Source organism: Flavobacterium sp. MAHUQ-57, from assembly GCF_051908335.1.
Taxonomy (GTDB): Bacteria; Bacteroidota; Bacteroidia; order Flavobacteriales; family Flavobacteriaceae; genus Flavobacterium.
The window spans coordinates 287,085-309,541 of record NZ_JBPZTE010000007.1 but is presented as its reverse complement, the minus strand read 5'-3'; the positions used below and the strand labels follow the sequence as shown (position 1 = coordinate 309,541).

General features: G+C 32.9%; 29 protein-coding genes. 10 read left to right on the top strand and 19 right to left on the bottom strand.

Annotation, left to right across the window (positions count from 1 at the left end):
• Positions 1-13 precede the first annotated feature (13 nt).
• The 8 genes from ACS8MM_RS09420 to ACS8MM_RS09385 all read right to left on the bottom strand — a co-directional run bounded on the left by ACS8MM_RS09420 (position 14) and on the right by ACS8MM_RS09385 (position 4,158).
• Entirely contained in the window at positions 14-211 is a 198-nt protein-coding gene (locus ACS8MM_RS09420) for a hypothetical protein (protein WP_379715790.1), read from the bottom strand.
• The gene (locus tag ACS8MM_RS09415; protein ID WP_379715787.1) at positions 202-993 is read right to left on the bottom strand and encodes a hypothetical protein; all 792 of its coding nucleotides are present in this window, start codon (positions 991-993) and stop codon (positions 202-204) included. The genes ACS8MM_RS09420 and ACS8MM_RS09415 overlap by 10 nt, the downstream gene beginning before the upstream one ends.
• A complete protein-coding gene (locus tag ACS8MM_RS09410) occupies positions 983-1,276 on the bottom strand; it encodes a hypothetical protein (protein WP_379715785.1) in 294 nt (97 codons plus the stop codon). The genes ACS8MM_RS09415 and ACS8MM_RS09410 overlap by 11 nt, the downstream gene beginning before the upstream one ends.
• Before the next feature lie 2 nt (positions 1,277-1,278).
• Complete coding sequence (locus ACS8MM_RS09405; RefSeq protein ID WP_379715781.1) at positions 1,279-1,668, bottom strand: hypothetical protein; 390 nt, start codon at positions 1,666-1,668, stop codon at positions 1,279-1,281.
• A gap of 70 nt (positions 1,669-1,738) precedes the next feature.
• Positions 1,739-2,287 carry a hypothetical protein gene (locus tag ACS8MM_RS09400; RefSeq protein ID WP_379715778.1) on the bottom strand — a complete coding sequence of 183 codons (549 nt, stop codon included), beginning with the start codon at positions 2,285-2,287 and terminating at the stop codon, positions 1,739-1,741.
• A 56-nt stretch (positions 2,288-2,343) separates the two neighbouring features.
• Positions 2,344-2,838: a hypothetical protein gene (locus ACS8MM_RS09395; RefSeq protein ID WP_379715775.1), complete on the bottom strand. Its 495-nt coding sequence runs from the start codon at positions 2,836-2,838 to the stop codon at positions 2,344-2,346.
• Between the two features lie 19 nt (positions 2,839-2,857).
• On the bottom strand, positions 2,858-3,409 hold the full coding sequence (locus ACS8MM_RS09390) for a hypothetical protein (protein ID WP_379715772.1): 552 nt from the start codon (positions 3,407-3,409) through the stop codon (positions 2,858-2,860).
• 5 nt (positions 3,410-3,414) lie between these two features.
• On the bottom strand, positions 3,415-4,158 hold the full coding sequence (locus tag ACS8MM_RS09385; protein ID WP_379715769.1) for a transglutaminase-like domain-containing protein: 744 nt from the start codon (positions 4,156-4,158) through the stop codon (positions 3,415-3,417).
• Between the two features lie 416 nt (positions 4,159-4,574).
• On the opposite strand from ACS8MM_RS09385, the gene ACS8MM_RS09380 reads away from it, so the two are divergent.
• Positions 4,575-6,380, top strand: coding sequence for a hypothetical protein (locus tag ACS8MM_RS09380; protein WP_379715766.1), 1,806 nt, complete (start codon positions 4,575-4,577; stop codon positions 6,378-6,380).
• Positions 6,381-6,397: 17 nt separating this feature from the next.
• The gene (locus ACS8MM_RS09375) at positions 6,398-7,069 is read left to right on the top strand and encodes a hypothetical protein (RefSeq protein WP_379715763.1); all 672 of its coding nucleotides are present in this window, start codon (positions 6,398-6,400) and stop codon (positions 7,067-7,069) included.
• Positions 7,070-7,136: 67 nt separating this feature from the next.
• Here the strand turns inward: ACS8MM_RS09375 and ACS8MM_RS09370 are convergent, their stop codons facing one another.
• The 6 genes from ACS8MM_RS09370 to ACS8MM_RS09345 all read right to left on the bottom strand — a co-directional run bounded on the left by ACS8MM_RS09370 (position 7,137) and on the right by ACS8MM_RS09345 (position 10,702).
• On the bottom strand, positions 7,137-7,355 hold the full coding sequence (locus tag ACS8MM_RS09370; protein WP_379715760.1) for a hypothetical protein: 219 nt from the start codon (positions 7,353-7,355) through the stop codon (positions 7,137-7,139).
• A gap of 18 nt (positions 7,356-7,373) precedes the next feature.
• Positions 7,374-7,646, bottom strand: coding sequence for a hypothetical protein (locus ACS8MM_RS09365; RefSeq protein WP_379715757.1), 273 nt, complete (start codon positions 7,644-7,646; stop codon positions 7,374-7,376).
• A 177-nt stretch (positions 7,647-7,823) separates the two neighbouring features.
• Complete coding sequence (locus ACS8MM_RS09360; RefSeq protein WP_379715754.1) at positions 7,824-8,111, bottom strand: hypothetical protein; 288 nt, start codon at positions 8,109-8,111, stop codon at positions 7,824-7,826.
• A 268-nt stretch (positions 8,112-8,379) separates the two neighbouring features.
• Positions 8,380-10,122 (bottom strand): hypothetical protein, encoded by a 1,743-nt coding sequence (locus ACS8MM_RS09355; RefSeq protein ID WP_379715751.1) that lies wholly within the window; start codon positions 10,120-10,122, stop codon positions 8,380-8,382.
• An 82-nt stretch (positions 10,123-10,204) separates the two neighbouring features.
• On the bottom strand, positions 10,205-10,411 hold the full coding sequence (locus tag ACS8MM_RS09350; RefSeq protein ID WP_379715748.1) for a hypothetical protein: 207 nt from the start codon (positions 10,409-10,411) through the stop codon (positions 10,205-10,207).
• A 69-nt stretch (positions 10,412-10,480) separates the two neighbouring features.
• Positions 10,481-10,702, bottom strand: a complete 222-nt coding sequence (locus tag ACS8MM_RS09345; RefSeq protein ID WP_379715745.1) for a hypothetical protein — start codon at positions 10,700-10,702, stop codon at positions 10,481-10,483.
• 221 nt (positions 10,703-10,923) lie between these two features.
• Between ACS8MM_RS09345 and ACS8MM_RS09340 the strand changes: the two genes are divergently transcribed.
• From ACS8MM_RS09340 to ACS8MM_RS09325, 4 genes are all read left to right on the top strand, one after another.
• A complete protein-coding gene (locus ACS8MM_RS09340) occupies positions 10,924-11,334 on the top strand; it encodes a hypothetical protein (RefSeq protein WP_379715743.1) in 411 nt (136 codons plus the stop codon).
• A 3-nt stretch (positions 11,335-11,337) separates the two neighbouring features.
• Complete coding sequence (locus ACS8MM_RS09335) at positions 11,338-11,817, top strand: hypothetical protein (protein ID WP_379715740.1); 480 nt, start codon at positions 11,338-11,340, stop codon at positions 11,815-11,817.
• 288 nt (positions 11,818-12,105) lie between these two features.
• Positions 12,106-12,585, top strand: coding sequence for a hypothetical protein (locus ACS8MM_RS09330; protein WP_379715737.1), 480 nt, complete (start codon positions 12,106-12,108; stop codon positions 12,583-12,585).
• A complete protein-coding gene (locus tag ACS8MM_RS09325) occupies positions 12,585-12,926 on the top strand; it encodes a type II toxin-antitoxin system PemK/MazF family toxin (protein WP_379715734.1) in 342 nt (113 codons plus the stop codon). Before ACS8MM_RS09330 ends, ACS8MM_RS09325 begins: the two co-directional genes overlap by 1 nt.
• A gap of 167 nt (positions 12,927-13,093) precedes the next feature.
• Here the strand turns inward: ACS8MM_RS09325 and ACS8MM_RS09320 are convergent, their stop codons facing one another.
• The 4 genes from ACS8MM_RS09320 to ACS8MM_RS09305 form a co-directional block, all read right to left on the bottom strand.
• Positions 13,094-13,516, bottom strand: coding sequence for a hypothetical protein (locus ACS8MM_RS09320; protein WP_379715731.1), 423 nt, complete (start codon positions 13,514-13,516; stop codon positions 13,094-13,096).
• Between the two features lie 90 nt (positions 13,517-13,606).
• A complete protein-coding gene (locus ACS8MM_RS09315; protein ID WP_379715728.1) occupies positions 13,607-13,762 on the bottom strand; it encodes a ComC/BlpC family leader-containing pheromone/bacteriocin in 156 nt (51 codons plus the stop codon).
• A 24-nt stretch (positions 13,763-13,786) separates the two neighbouring features.
• Positions 13,787-13,909, bottom strand: coding sequence for a bacteriocin (locus ACS8MM_RS09310; RefSeq protein ID WP_379715725.1), 123 nt, complete (start codon positions 13,907-13,909; stop codon positions 13,787-13,789).
• 13 nt (positions 13,910-13,922) lie between these two features.
• Complete coding sequence (locus ACS8MM_RS09305) at positions 13,923-14,039, bottom strand: ComC/BlpC family leader-containing pheromone/bacteriocin (RefSeq protein ID WP_379715722.1); 117 nt, start codon at positions 14,037-14,039, stop codon at positions 13,923-13,925.
• A gap of 289 nt (positions 14,040-14,328) precedes the next feature.
• On the opposite strand from ACS8MM_RS09305, the gene ACS8MM_RS09300 reads away from it, so the two are divergent.
• From ACS8MM_RS09300 to ACS8MM_RS09285, 4 genes are all read left to right on the top strand, one after another.
• The gene (locus ACS8MM_RS09300; protein ID WP_379715719.1) at positions 14,329-15,657 is read left to right on the top strand and encodes an AAA family ATPase; all 1,329 of its coding nucleotides are present in this window, start codon (positions 14,329-14,331) and stop codon (positions 15,655-15,657) included.
• Positions 15,658-15,875: 218 nt separating this feature from the next.
• A complete protein-coding gene (locus tag ACS8MM_RS09295; protein ID WP_379715716.1) occupies positions 15,876-17,831 on the top strand; it encodes an ATP-dependent nuclease in 1,956 nt (651 codons plus the stop codon).
• A 168-nt stretch (positions 17,832-17,999) separates the two neighbouring features.
• Positions 18,000-18,770 carry a hypothetical protein gene (locus ACS8MM_RS09290; RefSeq protein ID WP_379715713.1) on the top strand — a complete coding sequence of 257 codons (771 nt, stop codon included), beginning with the start codon at positions 18,000-18,002 and terminating at the stop codon, positions 18,768-18,770.
• Between the two features lie 476 nt (positions 18,771-19,246).
• Positions 19,247-20,758 (top strand): sensor histidine kinase, encoded by a 1,512-nt coding sequence (locus ACS8MM_RS09285; protein WP_379715710.1) that lies wholly within the window; start codon positions 19,247-19,249, stop codon positions 20,756-20,758.
• Positions 20,759-20,822: 64 nt separating this feature from the next.
• Here the strand turns inward: ACS8MM_RS09285 and rny are convergent, their stop codons facing one another.
• Complete coding sequence (gene rny, locus ACS8MM_RS09280; protein WP_379715707.1) at positions 20,823-22,385, bottom strand: ribonuclease Y; 1,563 nt, start codon at positions 22,383-22,385, stop codon at positions 20,823-20,825.
• Between the last annotated feature and the right edge of the window lie 72 nt (positions 22,386-22,457).

The following is a 22,457-nucleotide window of genomic DNA, read 5'->3' as shown; positions in this document are numbered from 1 at the left end:
CTCAAATTTTTATTTAACCAATGAAAGCCTTGATCATTCCAAAACTGTTTTTTAGTTTGTTTACCGCCTTTGGGTTTTGGGCCAGTTCAGCCAATTTTTCAACTGCATCAGTATCTAAACTTGCGATTGTTTTAATAGCTAGCATCTTGGCTTTTGCTTCAAATGGAGTTGCAGTTGTAATTGGGATTTGTATTTCAGTTTTTACTGCCATAAGTTGTGTTTTTTTAGAAGTTCAAGTAGTTCTGCTGAGAAGAGTTCGTTTTCGCCTAAATGTTGAGTAATTTTAGACAATACAGTGATTGTAATATCATCTTTGGTTTTGATAGTTTGGACAAAATCGTTTTTTACCTGGCTACCGAAATCAGTTGGAGCATTTAACCCCGATTGTTGATTTGGCATTAAGTAGGGCATAACCATTGGTAAAGCGCCCATTAAGCCTTGAATCGTGTTATTCGTTGATTCTTTTTTGTCTTTTTCCTTGTCGTAGTCATATTTATCAGACAAGATTTGTTCATGGTACTTTTTGTTTTCAGCCTCCAATCGTTTGTTGTCTGCTTTCAATTCGGTATTTTCGCCTCTTAATCTGTTGGCTTCACTTTGAGCGACATATAAACTCATAAGTTCAGGAACTCCCAAACCGAAATTTTCATTTTTTGAGGCTGTCATTGGCATTGCAGGATATACTGGATTTGGAACTGATTGCGATACGGTTTCCATTGAAGTGTCATTGTTCGGACTTAGTGAAACTGTGATAGGTTCTTCGAGTTTCTTCTTTCCTGATCCATTTTTGGAGTGTGAACTGATTACCATATTTCTATGGCCGTTCTGAAATAGATGTTCGAAGTAAGCCTCACCGGTACCAAATTGTTCCAGGATCTTTGCTCCAGGAAAATATTTCACAACATTGGTTGCAGCTTCGGTATCGAATATTGATAAAAGAAAGTTTTTATTATTGTTGATATTATGTAATACACTGTCTAATTTACTTCCCATTATTATCACATTTTAAAAGTTTTCGAATTCTCAAATAGATAAGGCAAACCGGACTTGAAGTAGGTATAAGTCCATCCTTAAATTCAATAGTCATAGAAATTGAAGGACAAACTGTACCATCAGCAGGAAGAATTGTTTCTACTCTGTTAACAAGTGGTACACCGTTGATAAAAACTTTCTGATTATTACTTTCTCCGGTAATGATTTGAACAGAAGTTACATTTTCAAGCTCAATGGTTTGATCGGTTGTAACAGGTATAGTTGTAAGTCCGGTTTGTAGCATATCTATTTATTTAAGCAAGTATGATCGTCCTTTTGTTCGTAGATCAATACAAATTGAATGTAAGTGTCGTTGATGGGAAGTGCGCTTCCTGTAGCGGTAGTAACTTCAAAGATGAAAGTTTGCCCTTGTGTTTCTTGTTTAATCGGTACATAGCTTTGATCAAATGATCCTCCTTGACGTGGTTTGAAAAAACGAATGTCAGTAGGTTTGTTAGGTGAACCACCTGCATCATTTTTAATGGCTGCGTTCAGGAATAAGTCGTTTTGTCCTGGTGTTTGGATAAAAACATTTACACCTAAAACAAAACCTTTGGGTAAAGCTTGTGTAACCGAACCAACATTGGAACCATTGGGTAATTTTACGGTGATGGTTTCGGTTCTATGAGTGTTCATGAGAATTGAAGTTTAAAATATCCTTCCTATTTAGGAAGGATATTTGTTTTAATACAATGGATGGTTTGGATTATTTGTCGCCCTTGATTTGGTGACAATTGAAAGAAACTTTGATGATAGTATTTGCAGGTGCAGCTACACTGGCAGGGAAGTGTAAATACATTTCCATTTCTTCATTAGCTACCAAAACTGGAGCGGTAGTGAATTCACGGTATTTAATTCCGTATGTACTGTCAGCTCTTTGATTCAAATCACTAGTTGAAATGTCGATAGGCACTGATTCACCTTGTTTTACTCTAAATTCAGTGTTTGATAATTCCGGTGGAAGAGTTGTGTTTCCTGAAAATTGTGCCGTTTCAGGAGTTGATCCGGCTGTGGCTTTTTCGATTTTGATTCCGTCGATTACTAAATGACGGCCAACATTTAATTTGTTCCCATCGAAATTACATACGCCGACTTTTTTCTTCGTATTAGAGTCCATAATTGGGAAAATACCACCGGCACCTGAAATATCAACTACAATGTATTTTACCGTGTCGGTTAATTTAGCACCTTCTTGTACTAGTCCTTTGTTCTTTAAGGTTGCAAAAGCTAAACCTCTTTTTGATTCTCTGCTCATCTGTTCTTTTTTTGATTAATGATTGATTGAATTTTAATGATTTATTTAGTTAATGTTTATAAAACTGCGAGTTCGTTTTCTACGCCATTTAGATAAGCTAATTCTTCAACTCCGTTTAAATAATTTTCTTCATCTTCTGGGAAACCCAATCCGATGACGTTTCCTGCTTCATCGATATACATTTCTGAAGCTCCGTTTAAATATGCCATTTGATCGGCATAGCCTAAACCATCTTCACAAGGACATCCCAAACCGGTTGCACCACGTAAGAACGCACTTGCTTTGTCTGTTTTAGCTTGTAAATTGGCAGCGGTTGATGTACCTTCAAAGATGGATTTACCTAAATCCAATCCTTTTACCACGGTTGCACCAATTAAAGCGGATTGTAAATCTGGGTTGCTGAATTTCATTGCGCCAAAAGCTGATGCGCCAGCTAAGCCACCATGAACTAATTTAGGATTGGCCGTTGTAGGAGCTAAGCCTCCAACGCCACGAGCTACAACTGCTCCTAATGCCATAAAGGCCATTGATCTTAAAATTTTTGTATTCATAACTTGTTTTAGTTTTTAGTTATTTTTTGGTTGCGAAATAAATTGCTCCTACAAGTGTAAGTCCACCGGCCACATAAAGAAGTGTATTGTCTTTTGGTTCTGTTGGTAACGGTGTTGTTTCAGGTGTTGAATAATCTACTTTTTCAATATTGGGTAATTCAGAGAATTGTTCTTGATAAATTGATGATCCCGATTGTTCTGCAACTGATTGCGCAACTGGTTGTTGTGTTGCCCCCATATAGTTGAAACTTGTTTGAGGTGCTTTTGGTTTTACCAGGGAGGATTGAAGTTTTTTTCCGGTATTGACCACATTTTTGATTTTCTTGACGGCTTTTGAATTGGCTATCTTAGATGCTTTTTTACCGATTTTGGAAGTTAACATTTTGTTGACCAATCCGCCACTAACCGGTATAAGTGAAGTTGCGATTGGTGCAGCTACTTTTACAACTTTACCGATATTTTTAATCGAGATGTCTTTTTTCGCTGACTTGATGTTTTTCTTGATGAACTTACCAATTTTAAGTCCATTGAGACCGGGATGTAAACCGCTCTCTTGTTCAATTGTCATCATAGTTTTTACTTGAGTAACTGTGATACAACTGCAATTGTCCCCAATCCAATAACAGCGTTTCTCACCATGTTAGTAGATTTCTTTTTTTTGGTTGCAACCGGTTTTTTTCGTTTGGTTGCAACTGGTTTTTTCTTTGATTTGGTTTTAGATGCTTTTTTAGCACCGTTTAAACCAACATGAGGAAGTTTGTCCATAAAAGTGTCATTTGTGGTTATAAATAATGGTTCTCGGTTTCCTTTTACCGTTCCGTCAATAGGGTAGTAACCGTCGTTGAGATTGGCGGTTTCCTGATTAATCGGAACAACAACGTAAACATGGGTGAATCGTGTAGGCTTAAAGTGCGGTTGTTTGATTTGCCTTATGAAATGTTTTATGCCTAATGAAGTAAGGATGCACGATGCGAAAATTGAATAGCTTTTACAATCTAAACCAGTTTTTCGGTTGCGTATGCTATTAGATGGTGATCTGAGTTGTTGAAGTGTGTAATCCTGTTTGTATTGAAGTGTATTGTACAAAAAGGAGTAAATCAGATTGACCGTTTCTTTTAGCGTTGCTCTTTTTAGGAGTTTAGCAACTTTATCCGTTTGATGGTAATGCAGTTCAACCCATTTTTTCATTTGATGAACAGTGTGGTGGGTGTTACCCAATCCAAGGTTTGTGGTTGTGTTTTTGGTTGCCGGGAATAAGTCATTAATTAAAGAACTTTCATTGGATAGCTTTCGATGAAGTAATGAATCGAAGTTGCTCATATAGTGTGGTTTTATCGTTTATGTTTCTTCATTGATTTTAGTTTAAGGTTACTACTGATTTTATTCAATTGTTTCGTATTGTTGATGCAAAGTTGCAACTCTAAATGAGGAAGACAATAAGTTTAGAAAGCTATAGGTAGTTTTATGAAACTTTACGTGTTTTTAATTATTTATTAACTGAATGTACATTGAAAAGGAGGGCTATTTAGGTGATTTTTAAATAGTTGTGCTTGGCTTTTTTTTAAAAAAAAAGTTTTAACAAATTTATTTTAACAAAATGTACGGTAAAACCATGTTTAAACCTTTTTTATATTACTACTTTTGCGACCATTTTCCCAAATTTTCTACTACAATCCAATTAAAATTATAAAACAGGAGTTAACAAAAACATTTCTGCCTGATTAAACATAAGTGAAATGATTTATATGCCAATGAAACTAAACGTAAACAAATTTTTTATCGCTATTTTCTCAATAATAGCAGTTACATTTTCTTCTTGTGATGAAGAAAATGATAAAACAATTTCTAAAGAAGAAATTACTTTTCAGAAAATATCTTTAAAAGAAATTAGAAATCAACAAAGTAAATCAAGGTCATTTTCTAAAGTTTTGCAAGCTGTTGAAGATTTTAAAAATGGAAATTCAAAATCGATAACTAATCGCGAAGCTGATCTTGATAATTACTATATTGATGAGAATGATGGTTCTTATATTGAGAGTAATGGAGTTCAAACTTACACCTTCCCAATTTATGATATAACATCGGATGATTTATATATTGAAAATTTGGTTATTACTGCAGGTTTAGATGGAAATTATCAATCTGCCATTGTAAAATATAACGTTACTAAAGAAGAATTAGAGTCCGGTGTGTTTGATGGACGCGTTAGACCGATCAGTATTCTAGGAAGAGAAATGGTTTATGAATGTAAAATTCTATTCTGTTATAATGATGGTCATGGTAGTGGTGGAGTTTCACATATTGCTGGAAATAATTGTACAAATCCTGCCTTTTTATTTTATGTGATCATACAGTATGGAGGGTCAGGATCAGGTAGCGGAACTGGTTCAGGAACAGGAACAGGAACTGGTTCAGGAACAGGAACTGGTTCAGGAACAGGAACAGGAACAGGTACCGGAACTGGAACTGGAACGGGTACAGGAACAGGAACAGGAACCACTGGAGGAGGTGGAGTGATAGTAACTAATCCAGTTGGGGGTACTTTAACAACTGAGCAAAAAAAGTTTTTTAATAATCTAACTTTTAGAGATGAATTTATTCAGTTTGATTATAATGCTACGTTACCTATACTGAACTATGTCAATACTTCAACGACTAATTACAACAGAGCTTTATACTATTTCAACTCAAAATTTGGTGGTTATATATGGCTAGCAGAGCAAAGTGTTGAAAACCAGATTGCGGTATTACATTATTTAGTTCAAAATAATTTTTCAGATGTTAGTACAAACTTTATTAAACAATTGATTAATGATAGTGTTTCTGACCCTAATATAAATATTGAAAGTTATGTCAAAGGGAAAATATGGGAACAGACAAAAATTACTTCTAATTTATTGAAACCATGTATGCAAACTATTTTAAATAATGTTAAGAATTTAAAAAAAGGAAGTGCAGCATTAGTTATTCAAAAATTTAGTGGGAATACACCGGGATTCAACTGGGAAATGAAAAATGGGGATCTACCAGCAGGGACATACGGTGTAACTAGTAATAAATATAATGCGGACACAGGTACGGTTACAACAACTTTTGATGCTGATAATTTTTCTTCTGCTTCTGAGTTGACAATTGTAAGGACAATATTACATGAATCTATCCATGCTTATATTATTGCGTCTTATTACAACTCGGCTAATCAGACACAATTGCAAGCTTTACTAGGACCAAATTTTATGACAGCAATGAGTAATCATAACCATGATTTTATTGCGAACAATTATTTGACACCTATTGCTGATGCTTTACAGGAATATGGGAACTCTCATGGTTATAATTTACCCAGACAGTTTTATGAAGAAATGGCTTGGGGTGGTTTGACTCATGATCAAAATACTTTAACGACAAATCCTGTATTTTTACAATTAGTTCCAAGTGCAATGCATAGAGACAGAATTTTAAATACCTTGTCAATCGAAATGAAAGGAAGGGATTTGAATGGAGATACAGTGCCACAAAAAGGAAAACCTTCTGGATGTTAATTTAATTATTTAAGTAAATGAAAATTTTAAATGTACTATTATTTTTAATTGCAATTAATGGATTTTCTCAGAGTATCCAAGGGAAATTTAATTGGTGTGAGCCGTCTAATACGATTTGTTCTGAGTATAGTTTCAAAGACAATAAATTCGAAATACTGACTATTGGTGATGTTGGAATACAATTAAAAGATAAAGGATATTACTTTGTTTCCAAAGACACTTTGATTTTAGCTTATGATAATCCAATTGATAAAAGATTGGAAGTTGTAAACAAAGAGAAAGTAGTGGATGTATTAGGAAATACAATTAAAAATACTAAGCTTGAAATTGAAATATTAAATAGTGATAAAACCGTTGCAGTTAAATCCTCGGTAGTTTTGTTTGATAAAGATGGAAAAGTAATCAAAGGATTTATGGTAAATGATCAAGGGAAGTTAGATTTGATTTTATCAGATGTACCGGAAATTGCTAAAATTTCTTTTGCTAATTTAAACGACGAAGTTGTCGTTGACTTTAGTGATTTTTTATACTATAAATCAAAGGTGAAAGTAATCCTTTCAACAAATAAATCAAGATATAGAGATAGAAAAGGAATTCATAAATATTTGATTAAAAAAGGAAAAAGTAAAGATGAATTGCGTCTTTTTGATATTCAAAACGATGTATTATTTATTTTCAAAAAAGTTTAGTAGGTAGAGAATTATAACAATAATTTATTAGCAAAAACCAGTTGAATTTTTCAACTGGTTTTTTTATTTACTTAACATTCTTCGAAAAACTCATGGCAAGCGTTTCAGGAATCAGGACACCTATTTCGACTTTATCGTTTAAGGCACCTTCAACTTGTATTGGGCTTGACTTTCGTAAAATTCCTTGATGGACTCCAATTGCTTTTTTTATAGTTGGATAATTCGTATGTGAAATTGTAAATTCAAAATGAACAAACGTTTTGTTTAAAATTCTGTATACAGCCATATTGATAAGATTTAGGATTTATTTTTTATTGAAAATTGTTGGTTCTTCCAACCATTCCGGTTTTTGTTCGTACCCAAACGGAAACCCGAAAGTGTTTAAAAACTCCAACCAAACCGGTCGTGGTACATCTCGAGAATTGACAGTCATTTTGGTTTGTACTTTAAAGTCATTGATTAAAGTGTTAAGGTTTCCTCGGATGGTTGTTGTGGAAAATTGCCGACCATACATTTCATAAATTTTACCTTTTTTAGGTTGAGGCGGTAGTTCTTTTAATGGAATTTGAGTTTTCATTAGTGTGGTATTTGAAGTTAGTTTTTAGTATTCATCATTTAGGCCAAAAATGACAACCAGTAGTGATGTTCCCCAACTGATTACGGCCATTGGGTTTTTAAAATAAATACAAAGGCCAATCGAAAAGGCACAAAGTAGGATCATTGTCATTCGGAGTAGTTTCAAGATTTTCATAGTTTATAGATTTAATAGTTGTTCATGTAATTGATTTATTGTTTTGGTTGCTGTGAACTTTTCAAAGTCTTGGATGTCGTCTGCATTTTGGCAGATGTCGACTAAAATGACCGCTTCTGTTATTGAAAAGCGGAGCGTAACCGGTTTTTGCTTTTTTGCATTTTCACTTTTGTTTCGAAGCTTCAAGAATATTGCTTTGGATTGGTCCAGTTTTAAGATGCTGTTGAAATAATTCAGTTCTTGTTTCGCAGTCTCATTGTTGCGCTGTGCGTACTTATGGTTAAGTGCCATCAGTGCAACTATTTCGCTTTGTGTTATTTTCTTCAACTGTATCATAACTTGACTTCTGCAACCAGTTTTCCGGCTTCGTAAAACTGTAATTTGTTTGTTATTAGCTTCAATGTGGGGTTTTCTACAAACCGCCTGACCATTCCTTCAATTATTGCTTTTGTGGGTTTGTGGTTCTGCTTAATAGGAGAGTACCACACTTTGTTTTCTTCGGTTCGGGTTGTCAAAATCACCATTTTGATTTTGGACAGTTTGGGATCGAAAATTGGCATCAGCAATTAAAATCATTAAGGTTATACTGTACATTGTTGTATTTCTGTTCCAGTTGTTGTTTCAGTTGCAACTGGTTGCGTTCATTCAACAACTTGTTAATGTGTATTGAAAGGTTTTCCTGGAATTCTTTCGGTAAATTGTTTTGGACATATTTTTTGAGCTGATCGTAATCTATCTTATTGTTCAAAAACTGGTTTACTTTGGTGTTGTATTTGTAACTCAATGCACGACGTTTTGCTTTCGCTTCGGCTTTTGCACGCACCTGACCTTGTTTTTCTATTTTTTTCAGATGGTTCTTGTATTTCTCTTTGGTGTATTCGAACCCCATTTCAAACGATTTGGTTCTCGTAAAATCAAAGTAATTGTTAGGGTAGAGGATTTGCATATTTGGATTCTGTAGGAACCATTTTCGGGCGAATTCCAATCTCCAACGTAGTTCTTGAATATCATCAAGGATATTTACTTTCTGCATCGGGTTTCCGTTAAATAATCTGAATTTAGATTTCAAATATTGGTTGAGAGCGAGTTTCCAAGAACCAGGATAAGCGTTTGTATTGTTTTTCCATAGTTTGTTGGACGATTTAAAGAAATCCTGAACGACAACTTGAACAAATTCCTCATTGGTGAGTGTTCCGTTGTACGCTTCGTGGTTCAAGTAGCGAATATCAATCGATTTATATTCGCTAAATTGGTTTTCAGCCAACTTCTCTGCAAGAACTTGCTCGTCTTCGAGAGTTCTCAATAAATTTTCTGAAAAATTTGCGCTGCCCGCCGCCCCCTCCGTTTTTTTTGCTTGATTGCGTACTGGTGTTCCTGTAGAAAAATAAGTAATCGTGAGGGCTTTGCCCGAACTCCCTTCTTTCAGAAAATCGGTTGTACCGTTTTCTTTCTTCTCTTTTTTATCTTTAATTGCTCTAGTACTTACATCATTATCAGGTAAAATTTTCCCTTCTTCGGGGTTAACTAATTGGTTTTCAAACTTCCTCATTTGGTTGTTTTGGAAATCCAACACCGTTAAAATTTCAGGGTTTACGTGGCATTCTATAGCCGATTTTGAGCCTTTAAAACATCGTCCGGTTAATACACCAGCCTCGAAAAGTCGGTCGCGGTGGTTACGTACCGTTTTAGAGCATAAATCAAGTGCCTGGACACCGTTGCGTTTCATTTGGGTAATGAACCAAGAATTGAGCTTCATGGGCGAAATAGGACGCTCTACAGCAACCAAAAGCTTCATGTACTCGCTGTTCTGATTGATCAATTGTGCATTGTACGCCGAGAGAATGGCCGAAAACAACAACTCGGTTGCATATTTAACCGGTTGTATTTTTACTTTCTCAAGTTGGATGTTGCGATCGTTGAAAAATTCCTCAACTTTTTGATTGTAGTCGCGAGAATTTAGGTGTGAATAATTCTTGTAAAACAGAGTGATAAAAGTGTTCTCCACTTCATTGCGCTCATGGGTTTTATTGATCGTACTGTTCCATAGTTCAATTGCAGCATTTTCCTCCGAAGTTTGGGTATTGTATTTTGCAATGTACTTGCGGTAATTGTCCATTGTGATGGCAAAAGCTTCATCTACAATACACGGATAAACAGCCGAAAGAATAGTGGGATTTTCTTTGATGAATTCTGCTTTTTTAGCATCGATGGCCGCCTGTTGCGGTTCGGAAGTGTAGGCATTGAGAAGCGTATTTGCGATATTGAAAACGCTTGTCGCGATGGTGTTGTTGTGGTTTTTCATTTTCGCGGGGTTAGGTTTATCAGGGAAAGTTTGGGAGCTTTCCCTTCTAAACAATTACATAGCTTTGCTATACTGGTTTCTTTCACCTCGATGAATGGTTGTAGAGTGTGGTGAGCAACGTTGCATCGATACTATCCAACCAAGAATCAACCGGGTTTTCTTTTTTCCTTTTTTTGGTTGCAACCGGTTTTCCTAAATCTTTATCAATGGCAGCACGCAACTCGCTCAATTCCTCATCGGAAAGGAACATCTTGGCGTTCTGATAAATTGATAATACTTTAGGGTTCATTGTGTAGTTATTTTCCGGTTACAATTTCATAATCGATTACTTCGATATCCTGAGCGCTTGTATTCTCCATTATTTTAATAGTTCTTTAAGTTCCTTTTTGCGTGCTTCTACAATGTTTTTGATTTCGCGCATCGCTTCAATGTTACTTGTTCGGCCATCAATGATGGATAGCACGATTTGACGGTTAAATGAATTACCGTTTGAGGTTTTCATGCCAATCTCGTTCAGCTTCACAGCAATGACTTTGGCAAATCGGCCTCCTAATACCTCTTTAATTTTTTGTTTATTCATATCTCAATCTGTTTGTGTTACTATTGGCATACGTTTTGCATTATTGTACTGTTATTAGGTAGCTCAATTTTGCAACTGGTTGCAACCATATTTTTAGTATATTGGCAAATATTTTCTTAATGTTTTTTTGAATCTTTTTGTATTGATTTCTAAAACAAATGTATTAAGCAAAATTCTAAATAACAAGCAAAATTCTAATTATTTTTAAAAATATTTCTATTTTGGATAATATAGCATTGAGAATCAAAGAGTTGATTGAATTTAAAAAAATGAATATTTCTTCTTTCGAGAAGAAAATTGGCGCAGGAAATAATTCAATTGGAACACTTATAAATAGAAATTCTAATGTTTCTGGTCAAATTTTAAGCAAAATTCTAAATACTTTTGAAGATGTTTCTTCAGACTGGTTATTAACTGGAAAAGGAGAAATGTTACGATCTTGCAACCAAAATCTGCAACCAGCTGCAACCAATGATCAGCTGAGTGGGGTAGATGTCGATAACAGAAAGATACTTCTCGATATCCAGGAGAAAGTTGATTTTATATATACTCATGCCCTTAAGGAGATGGCCAAGAAAGAGCTTGAAGGCTTAAAGAATGATATTAAAAAGACTAAGGAAGCGAAGAAGTAGATTATGGATAAAGAAGCCATTGAAATTTTAAAAAACATTAATAAATCATTAGCTGAAATTAATGTAAGAGAACAAACAAGAGAGATGTTTGCTGAAAGTGAAAAGGTTTTAGAAAAAACAGATAGAAGGGTAGAAGACTCAACTAATCAGATTCAGAATACATTTGATAGAATTCATGATAAAGTATTTAATTTTAATAACATTCTGATTGGAGCATTTTTGGTTTTAGGGACTTATCCTGGAAATGCACCAATTTTAAAATTATGGACGATAGTTTTTCCTATTTTTAATCTGATATACAAGATTGTCTTAGATGTAGAGCAAATGGGGATTCATAGATTTGCGGCTAATCAAAAAGAGTGGGAAAAAGGTGATATGGAAGAGTATGGAAAAAGAATAAATAGGCAAACATTACGTTCGTTATTCTCATTTTTCTTATCGTTTTGCTGCTTGATGTATTTGATTTATTGTGTTGTGTTTTGATTTTCTAATTGAATTAATATTACTATGAAAATTACAGTAAAACAGTTAATTGAATAGTTGTAGAATTTTGAACCAGAGTTGGAAGTGTTGTTCGGTGGAGGTGATAGATCATTGGAGTTTTATAGATTAAAAGATTGTGAAGGGTGTTTGCAAGTTGAATTTAATCAAACTGTTTATCGTGATGAAAATGGAAAAATTATTGTTTTAGATGTTTAATATAAGGTGTGTTAATTTTAAGATTGAGTTAAATTGTAATTGTTTCTAATTAAATTTTGATACATTTGTTCTATGGTATTTGCCTACGATATACATATTATTGAGGAATATTCTGAAGCGATTGTTAAGGAAACTAAATCTGAAACTAGTTACCCAACTGGTTTTTGGATGGTTGATACATTCGTTAAATTTTTTATTAAAAGAACTAATAAGAAAGTTATACGGAAATTGGATCAATTGAGAATGGCAGTGGATAGTTTTAGTTCTATTGTTGATAATATGTCTATAGATCAAGCCGAAAAGGCATTGAAGGAAGTAAAAGAATTTACTAAGAAAATTATTACTTCAAGTGAAGAATATAAAAAATTAAATTTTCCTGAAGATAGTCGATTGGAAGATGCTTTTAAAAATACTTTACATGTGATGTTTAGATATGAAAATTTACTCCATAAAAGAATTTACAAAGATTCTCCCATTATTAAAACCCCAGAAAATTTACGTAATGGAGTAATGAAAATGAATAGTAATAATATTGATCGTCTTTTGAAGTAATGTTTGAACGCGGAGATATTGTTAAGGTTTATTTTTCGTTGCCCTATCAAAAAAATCATGATTGGCATCCGGCAATTATCATTTCAAATGATAATGTTTATAACAGAGATGATATGTATGTCTGTGTAATGTTGACTCACTTTGATCAAAAAGATTTATTTACGTTTGAAATTGAAAATTATATGCTGGTAAATCCCAGTCAAAATAAATTTTCACAAGCTAGAGCTCATCTAATTACATATGTTGAAGAAAAGCATTTTGATAAATATGCCATTAATAAATTAAAGTCAATTTATGTGGATAAATTAGCTTTAAAAATTTATGATGATGTCCTCACTTAAGGATTTTTTTTAAAAACATTTGAAAATCGTCACTTTCCGACGATTTTTTTATTTTCTCATATTCACATAATAGATCATTGAAAAGCAATTTAGCATCATCAGGCGAAATCTCATTATCTGCCAGTTGCCTTCTTGTTTCCTGAATTGAAAAAATTAGTTTTTGGTATTTATTTTTTGGCATGGATGGCAATGTGTAGGTCAAGTAATGCTTCTAAGGCTGTGATTTGTTCTTCTTTGCTTCGTTCTTCTTTGAATATAAAATTGAATACAATCACACAGACTATAAAAAGCAATACCGAACCAATTGCGTAGAGGTGGACTAATCCTTTATCGCTGGTTAACGATGAAAATATAAAATAGATTTGCACCGAATACAGGTATACCGGTACAGTGAAGGAAATTTTGAATGGGTTAAGTGTAAAGCCTAAAATAAGGATAATCGGAGCTATCATTTGGGTAAATGTCCAAACTAATGTCTGACTATCATAAAAGCCGTAATTATTTGTAAAATGAAAAGTATAGATTTTGTCGGTGATTGTTAATACACCGGCAAGTATTACAATGATTGAGGCTATAATTCTTTTTAACATGGCTTCGTTTAACTGGTGCCAAAACTAATTTTTTTGTTAACATAAAAAGTAAGGAAAAACCTTACTTTTTGTTAAAACGATGGAAACAATTTATTGTTGTCCTGGTATGCGAATTTTTGGTTTTTCAACATCTTCTTCTGGTGCAACTTGTGTAACCATTGCAATTGGTGTTGTAAGTAGGGTTTCAGCACCACCTTTAATAGTTTCTAATTCTTCTCTAGTCATTTTTGTAAATTGGTTTTTCATGATGATGGTTTGTTTTAGTTTTTATTAAGGTCTTCCTGAACCGCGGTTTCCTTCTTGATCGTCATTTTGTGTTTGGTTTACTGTTTGAGTTCCGCCAGTAATTTTTTTCAACTGCTCGTTTGTCAGTTTTGTGAATGTTTCTTTCATCTTTCTAGTTTGCTTATGGTCTACCGGAACCTCTGTTTAAATCGTTCTCATTGTTAGCATCTTGTATTGGTGTGCCTCCGTAAATTTTTTGCAATTGCTCGTTTGTCAATTCGGTAAATTGGTTTTTCATTATTCTGAGTTTTTAGTTCTGTCAAATTTAAACAAACGCAAATATCCTTGTGCGTATTTTCTTTAAAATATTTTTTATAGTATTTAATTATCAAGTAAAAATACCTAACTAATTTCCGGTATTTTTATACGAATACGGTTTTTTCTTACAGTAATTTCGAGTTTTTTTGTAGATTGTGGGATTGTAAGTATTAGCTGAATATAAATCGATATAATTTAAAGTAACCTTTGTTTTATTATGGCTTATATTTATGAGTTAGCAGAAATTTAATTTAACATCGTAGAAAATAATGAGCTTTATTGAAAATTTAAAAAGATTTTTTGGATTTATTGAAATTCAAAGCTTAGAAAGTGTGTTTACGCCAACAAGTGCAGCAAAACTAAATTATGTTTCTCGTTCTAAAATAGAAAGTAAAGTATCAAGAGCAATAAAAATCCCAGGGAATCAAATTATATTATATGGCCATTCTGGTAGCGGTAAAACAACGTTGGTCAGAAATATATTAGAAAAAAATAATAGAAACTATATTGTGACAAGTTGTATTAATGGAACAACCGTAAATGAATTAATAATTAATGCGTTTGACAAGTTAAATTCATATTATACTTCAGAAAGTTCATATAAAATTTCGTCAAAAATTTCGTCATCCATGAAAACTTCTTATGGAAAAATAGAAGCAAGTCTTGCTGCTGAAACATCCGAAGAATTAACAAACAAATTAGTACGCGTTCTTCCTGTTCAACTAACCTTTGAAAGATTAGGTAGCTTTTTAGGTGCAGCAGAATGCGTATGGGTAATTGAAGATTTTCACAAAGTAGATGATGAAGAGAAGCAAAAATTAAGTGATATAATGAAGGCTTTTGTTGATATAGCTAATGATTTTGAAAAAGTGAAAATTATTGCTATCGGAGCAGTTTCAACTGCTCGTGAGGTAGTCAACTATAGTCCAAATATTGAATCTAGAATAGCTGAAATTCCAGTTCCTTTACTTTCCGAAAAAGAACTTAAAGAAATTATCACTAACGGTGCAAATATTTTAAATATAACCTTTGAAAAAAAATTAATTGACGAAACAATATTTTATTCTAATTCATTAGGCTCACTTTGCCATCAATTATGTTATTTACATTGCGAACAAATGGGTGTTGAAAATACTAGGAAGAGGAATCTTTTAATAAATAGCAAAGTATTGCATAATTCTATTGAAGGATATGTTTCACAAAAATCTGACACATTTCAGCAAAAATTAGATAAAGCTTTAAAGCAGAGAAAAGCAAAATTTGAAAACGTAAAATTAATTCTTAACGCCTTCATTGATTTAAAAAAAGAAGTCGTGACTTATAATGAAATTCTATCTAAAATTCAACAATGGGAACCCGATTATCCTCAAAGTAATTTAACTGTTTATTTAAAACCATTAACTACAAATGAAAATGATGAGATAATTAGATTCGACGAAAATTCGGGAAAATATTCGTTTTCTGATCCATTCTTTAAAGCCTTTTGTGCAATGGCTCTCGAAAAAATTGAAAGTTCAACCGATGATATAAAAGTCTCATACATCGATGTTAAATTACTTATGGAAAAGCTAGACAGAATAATTAGTGGAAATCAATAAACTTCTGCTAACAGTGGTTTTGAGCAAGTGGAGCTTTAGGGCAAAATTTAAGTTGGTTTTGTATATGGAAAATTAGTCTTAAACGAAAACAAATCTTACTTTAGGTCCCAAACCTTGCCAAGTCGTAGGGGCGTTGGTAGCAAGTGTAAGAAAATCGTTAAATCAAGAAAAAACTTGAGAAATAAAATTACATTAATTCATAAAACCTAAAAAGAAATATGAAACTTAAAGACGTAAAAATTTATAAATATAAATCGTTTGAAACTCCTCAAGAATTTGAACTGGAAAGTGATATTACTGTTCTTGTAGGAATGAATGAATCTGGAAAAACTTCTGCATTAGAATCCTTGGCTAAAACCCGTTACTTTCAAGATGATGAAGATTTTAAATTCAAACCTACTCATGATTATCCGAGAAAGGATAAAAAAAGAATGGAAAAAGCAAACGAAAATCCTCAAGCAATAACTTGTACATACGAAATTGACGATAATTTGCTTAAATCAATTGAAAAAGAACTAGGTGAAGGAGTATTAAAATCTAAAACATTTACTGTAACATCTTATTACGACAATTCTAAAAACATAGGCTTATCTGTTGATACAAAGAAATTTATTGAATTCAAAACTAAAGAATTAGGTATTGCGAGTAATGCACTCACAGATAAACTTCTAAAAGTAAAGTCCAAAGCAGAGCTAGAAGCTCTTGAAAAAGAATATATAGAAGATAATAAAACGAATGGTATAAAGTCATTGTTGCTTTATTTTGAAAACAAATACAAATGGATGCATGACCCAATTGGAGAATATGTTTATCGTATACTCCTGAATCCTAAAATGCCTAAGTTTTTGTATTATGACGAATACTATTCTTTACCTTCAAGGATAAGTATTGAAAAGTTAAATTCTGACTCATTAGACAGTAGTGAAAATGAATATAAAACTGCAAAAGCACTTTTTGAATTAGCAGATATTAATACAGAAGAAATTCTTGAATCAGAAAGCTTTGAAGACTATATTGCTGAACTTGAAGCTACAGAAGCAATAATTTCTGAAGAACTATTCAAATATTGGCAAACAAATAAAAACCTAAGTATTACTTTTCAAATTGATAAAGTTGCAAAAAAAGAAAACAGAACTATAAACACAAACCACGGACATCAGCAAGTTACAGATGTAAATATAGTAGAACACGTACTTGATATTCGTGTAAAAAACAAAGGAGTTTCATTACCTTTAAAGAACAGAAGTAAAGGATTTAATTGGTTTTTCTCTTTTTTAGTTTGGTTTAAAAAAATTCAAGAGGATCAAGATTCAAATTATATTTTATTACTAGATGAACCTGGATTAAATTTGCACGCTTCTGCACAAGCTGATTTATTACGTTTTTTAGAAGATTTATCAGAAAAATATCAGATTGTCTATTCGACACATTCACCATTTATGATTGTTTCAGACAAATTGCAACGTGTAAGAACTGTTTTGGAAACTGATAAGGGTTCAATTATTTCTAATAGTGTTCAAGAAAAAGACCCAAATACGCTATTCCCATTACAAGCAGCATTAGGATACAATATTGCACAAAACTTATTTATTTCTAAAAAGAATTTACTTGTTGAAGGTGTGTCTGATTTAATTTATTTACAAACTATGTCAGCCATTTTGGAAGGCGCAGGAAAAGAGGGTTTAAAACCCGAAATAACGATTGTTCCTACTGGAGGTCTTGAAAAAGTATCTACATTTATATCTCTATTAAGAGGGAACGACTTGCAAAATGTTAGTTTATTGGATAGCTACACTGACCCAAAAGGAAAAGCAAAATTGGACAATTTAATTGTACAAAAAATTATAAGTGAAAAAAACATCCTTTTCTTCCATGAATTTATCGAAAATCGAAAAAAAGCAGACATTGAGGATTTATTCACTACAAAAGAATATTTAGCATTATTTAATGAAGCTTTAAAAGAACATAAAGACATAAAAGAAACTGATTTAAACACTGACATTGAATCTATTTTGTTGCAAATAAATAAGCATTTAAAAATTGACCGTTTTAATCATTATCGTCCAGCTAATTTATTGGCGCAAAAAGGTATGGCATTGAAAGATTTTGACAAACAAACCATAGATAACTTTGAAAAGGTTTTTAAGAAAATTAACAAATTATTTGAAAATTAAAAACACCAGCCACTAACAACAGTTTGGTAAAATGAAGGGTTTAGTGCTAAAATCAAAGTTAGTTTTTCAAATTAGCTTTAGTGCTAAATTGAAGTAAATGCTTTTAAATCCGCCACTTCGCCAAGCTGCAAAACGGGACGTTGTATAATTTTTTTTAACGACTGTAGTATGAATAAAGAAAACCCAAAATATCCTGTAAAAATGATAAGTGAATCAACAGAATCTTTTGCAACCTTTTTACAAGAAATTAATAGATCAGAAATGCTTATTAGTTTTTTACAAGTTGGGAATAAGCTTATTTCAAAAAACAATGGCGAGGCAAAGGAATATTTAACAGGTATTTATGATCATGTATTTAATACTGAAATTGCCAAAAAAAGCTTGACAGACAATTTGGACAGTTATCTAGATGTGAACTTTTATGAAATTCATTTAAGTTCAATGGTCTATGTGAATACAATTGATAATTTTACTACTTATCTTAAGGATATCCTTGCAGAAGTTGTTCAAGCAGAACCTCAAATTTTAAAATCTAATGAATCTGAAAAGCTTGACTTTATTTTAGGACATGAATCAATGAAGGATCTTATTAATGCGATTGCCAATAAAAAAGTTGAGCAATTATTTTATAAAGGAATTGAAGACATCGAAAAATTCTTTACAGAACGTTTAAAAATTGAGATTTTTAAAACTAAAGAAGAAAAAGAGGGTATTAATCGGCTTATTAAACAGCGAAACTTAACAGTGCATAATAGGCGAAAAATATCGAATGAGTTTGCAAAGCATTTTCCTGATTTTAATGATGGAATTGGTCAACACATTAATTTTGATTTTAAGTATGTATCGACTATAAATATGTTTTTGTATAATTTTATTGGAAATATTGATGAGGAAATTTCTCAAAAGTTCAAACTCAAAAAAATAAGTCTCTTGACTTAAAATTGTCTGAATGCTTTAAGTTTTTGTAAATCAATTATTTATTTAAAATTGTGATGTACTATTAACTAAAAAATGTTTTTTTTCGGAACACGAAAACGAACACGATTTCACTATATTTGATACAAAATAACGTCTCTAAAGCCCAGTAAAATGGTTCTATTTTTTGAGTTTTACTATTCATAACCCTGAGGTCACGGGTTCAACTCCCGTCCTCGCTACGAAAAGGTAAACCCTAACTAATTAAATAGTTAGGGTTTTTTTATTGTCTAAATTTTGAAAATAAACAAAAGTTATGTTGTGATATTCCTTTATTTTTTTGATAATCAACTTTCAAATATGAAATTTCTGATTTTAAAATAAGTTTGTTTCGTTGGAGCTAGGAATATGTTGATGAAATAGGGTTCTTTTTCAGTGCTTGTCTTTTATATTTTCAATAAATTTATTAATATTGTGTAACAACATAATTAATTTTAGAAGTGAAGGAGGCGAGATTGAATGCAATTGATGAGGTTTATTTGAACAGGATAATTTCTAAACAGCCGTATATTTTCTTTCAATTTACAGTTGATGCCGATGATATGCTGCATTTTGATTATTTAAATGGACAGATAGAGGAATTTTGTGAAAGTAGTTTTTCTGAATTTGAAAAAGACCCATTTGAGGTCTTTAAACGCATTGTGCATCCTGAGGATAAGTCTAGATTGATTAAATCAGTTAATGAAAAGCGTATCTCTTTGGGTAGTTGGGAAATTGAATTTCGTATTATTCTGCCAAAAGCCGGGTTACGTTGGTGTAAAGTGATGGCTTCAACTGAAAAATTGGATAATGATAGTGTGATTTTCTTTGGTGTCAATTCGAATATAACAAATCAAAAGAAACAAGAAGAAGATCATAAGATTTCGGAACTCCGTAGTCAGTTTGCTAATTTGGCTTCAAGTATTGGTGTTTGGGATTGGGATATGGTAACCAACGAAGTATTTTATTCTGCTCAATCACTTAAGATTTTAGAAATCGATGATAATGATCACGATTTAATTGATAATCCGGAAAAATGGGATGAATTGGTTCATCCAGATGATAGAGCGGCTTATTTTGGAAATATTCAGGAGCATTTTGATGGAAAAATACCTTATTATGAAACCTATCACAGGGTTTTATGTAACGGTCGCTATAAATGGATTTTAGATCGCGGTAAGGTTATCCTTCGTGATGAAAATGGTAAGCCTTTACGAATCATTGGTACACATACCGATGTAACTGCTCAAAAAGATAAAGAACAAAAACTTCAGGAGACTTTTGATATGGTGAATAACCAAAAAGGGAAACTTTTGAATTTTGCCCACATTGTTTCGCATAATCTAAAAAATCATACAGGTAATTTTAGTACGCTATTGACCTTTCATAAGAATGGGTATTTGACGACCGAGGAAGTTATTAATAGTTTGCAAACCGTTTCGGATGAGTTGACTGGTACAATCGAGAATTTAGTGGAATTGGTCAATGTGCAAGTGTCTGCTAGTGTTGAAAAACAGGATTTGTGCATTAAGGAATATTTGGCTAAGGTTTTATTAATTTTGAATGAAGAAATTCAGAAGAAGAATGTGTTAATTGTCAATAATGTTCCAGATAATGTAATGGTGTCTTTTATTCCGGCTTATCTTGAAAGTATCATTTTGAATTTAGCAACAAATGCGATCAAGTATTATGATCCTGAAAAAAAAGAAACAAAACTCGAATTTTATTTAGAAACCCGGGAAGAATTTATTGAGTACAATGTGCTTTGTGTAAAGGATAATGGATTGGGGATTGATTTGGTTAAATATAAGGATGTTATTTTTGGATTGTACAAAACATTCCATAAACATAAAGATTCGACGGGAATCGGCTTGTATATAACTAAAAATCAGATAGAGGCTATGGGTGGAAAGATTGAAGTGGAGAGTGAAGTGGGAGTGGGTACTATTTTTAAAGTGTTTTTTAAAAAGTAATACTATGTTATAAAGTAAAAAAGACCATCAATTGATGGTCTTTTTTATTTCTCAAAAGAGAATATTATTTAGCAATGTTCACTGCTCTGGTTTCTCTGATTACTGTAATTTTTACTTGGCCAGGATAAGTCATTTCCGTTTGGATTTTATGTGAAATGTCGAAAGATAATTTAGCTGCCATTTCATCAGAAACTTTTTCGCTTTCTACGATAACACGTAATTCTCTACCTGCCTGAATTGCGTAAGCGCTTTTTACTCCGCCAAAACCATAAGCGATATCTTCTAAATCTTTCAAACGTTGAATGTAAGAATCCAATACTTGACGACGTGCTCCTGGACGTGCTCCTGAAATAGCATCACATACTTGAATAATAGGAGAAAGTAAAGATTTCATCTCGATTTCGTCGTGGTGCGCTCCAATAGCGTTGCAAACTTCTTCTTTTTCGCCGTATTTTTCAGCCCATTGCATACCTAATAATGCGTGTGGTAAATCACTTTCGGTATCAGGAACTTTACCTATATCGTGTAATAAACCAGCTCTTTTTGCTAACTTCACATTTAAGCCTAATTCCGCAGCCATTAGACCACAAAGTTTGGCTACTTCACGGGAGTGTTGTAATAAGTTTTGTCCGTAAGAAGAACGGTATTTCATACGTCCAACGATTTTAATCAATTCAGGGTGTAATCCGTGAATTCCAAGATCGATTACAGTACGTTTACCAACTTCAATAATTTCGTCTTCGATTTGCTTTTGCGTTTTAGCAACTACTTCTTCAATACGTGCCGGGTGAATACGTCCATCAGTTACTAATTTGTGTAATGCTAAACGAGCGACTTCACGGCGTACAGGGTCAAAACAAGAAAGGATAATGGCTTCCGGTGTATCATCAACAATGATTTCTACTCCGGTTGCAGCTTCAATAGCGCGGATGTTACGACCTTCGCGACCAATGATACGTCCTTTTACATCATCCGATTCGATGTTAAATACAGATACACAGTTTTCAACGGCTTCTTCTGTTCCAACTCTTTGAATTGTATTAATGATGATTTTCTTCGCTTCTTGTTGTGCTGTTAATTTGGCTTCTTCAATAGTTTCTTGGATATGAGCCATTGCACTTGTTTTAGCTTCGGCTTTTAAGCTTTCTACTAATTGTTCTTTGGCTTCTTCAGCAGATAAGCCAGAAATTGTTTCCAATTGCTCCACTTGTGAACGGTGCATTTTCTCTACTTCAGCAGCTTTTTTGTCTAAAGATTCGATTTTAGTTTGGTATTCAGCCGATTTTGATTCAAATTCGTCATTGACTTTTTTGGCCTTTGCCAATTCGTTAGAAACTTGTGATTCCTTATCGCGTATTCTTTTTTCTACTTCAGCTACTTTTCTGTCACGTGCAATAATAACTTGCTCGTGTTCAGCTTTTAGTTCAATGAATTTTTCTTTAGCTTGTAGAATTTTATCTTTTTTAATGTTCTCGGCTTCAAGATTTGCGTCTTTTAAGATGGAAGCAGCTTCCTTTTTTGCGTTTTTGATTAGATTGGAAACATTGCTTTTTTCAATGAATTTCGCTATCCCAAAACCACCTGCTATTCCTACAACAGCTGCAATGATTATCGTTAAAATGTCCATAAGTTTGTTTGTGTTTATATATAAAAAAAACCTACATTAGAAGAAATGTATAAACTCGTATGTACAAGTTTT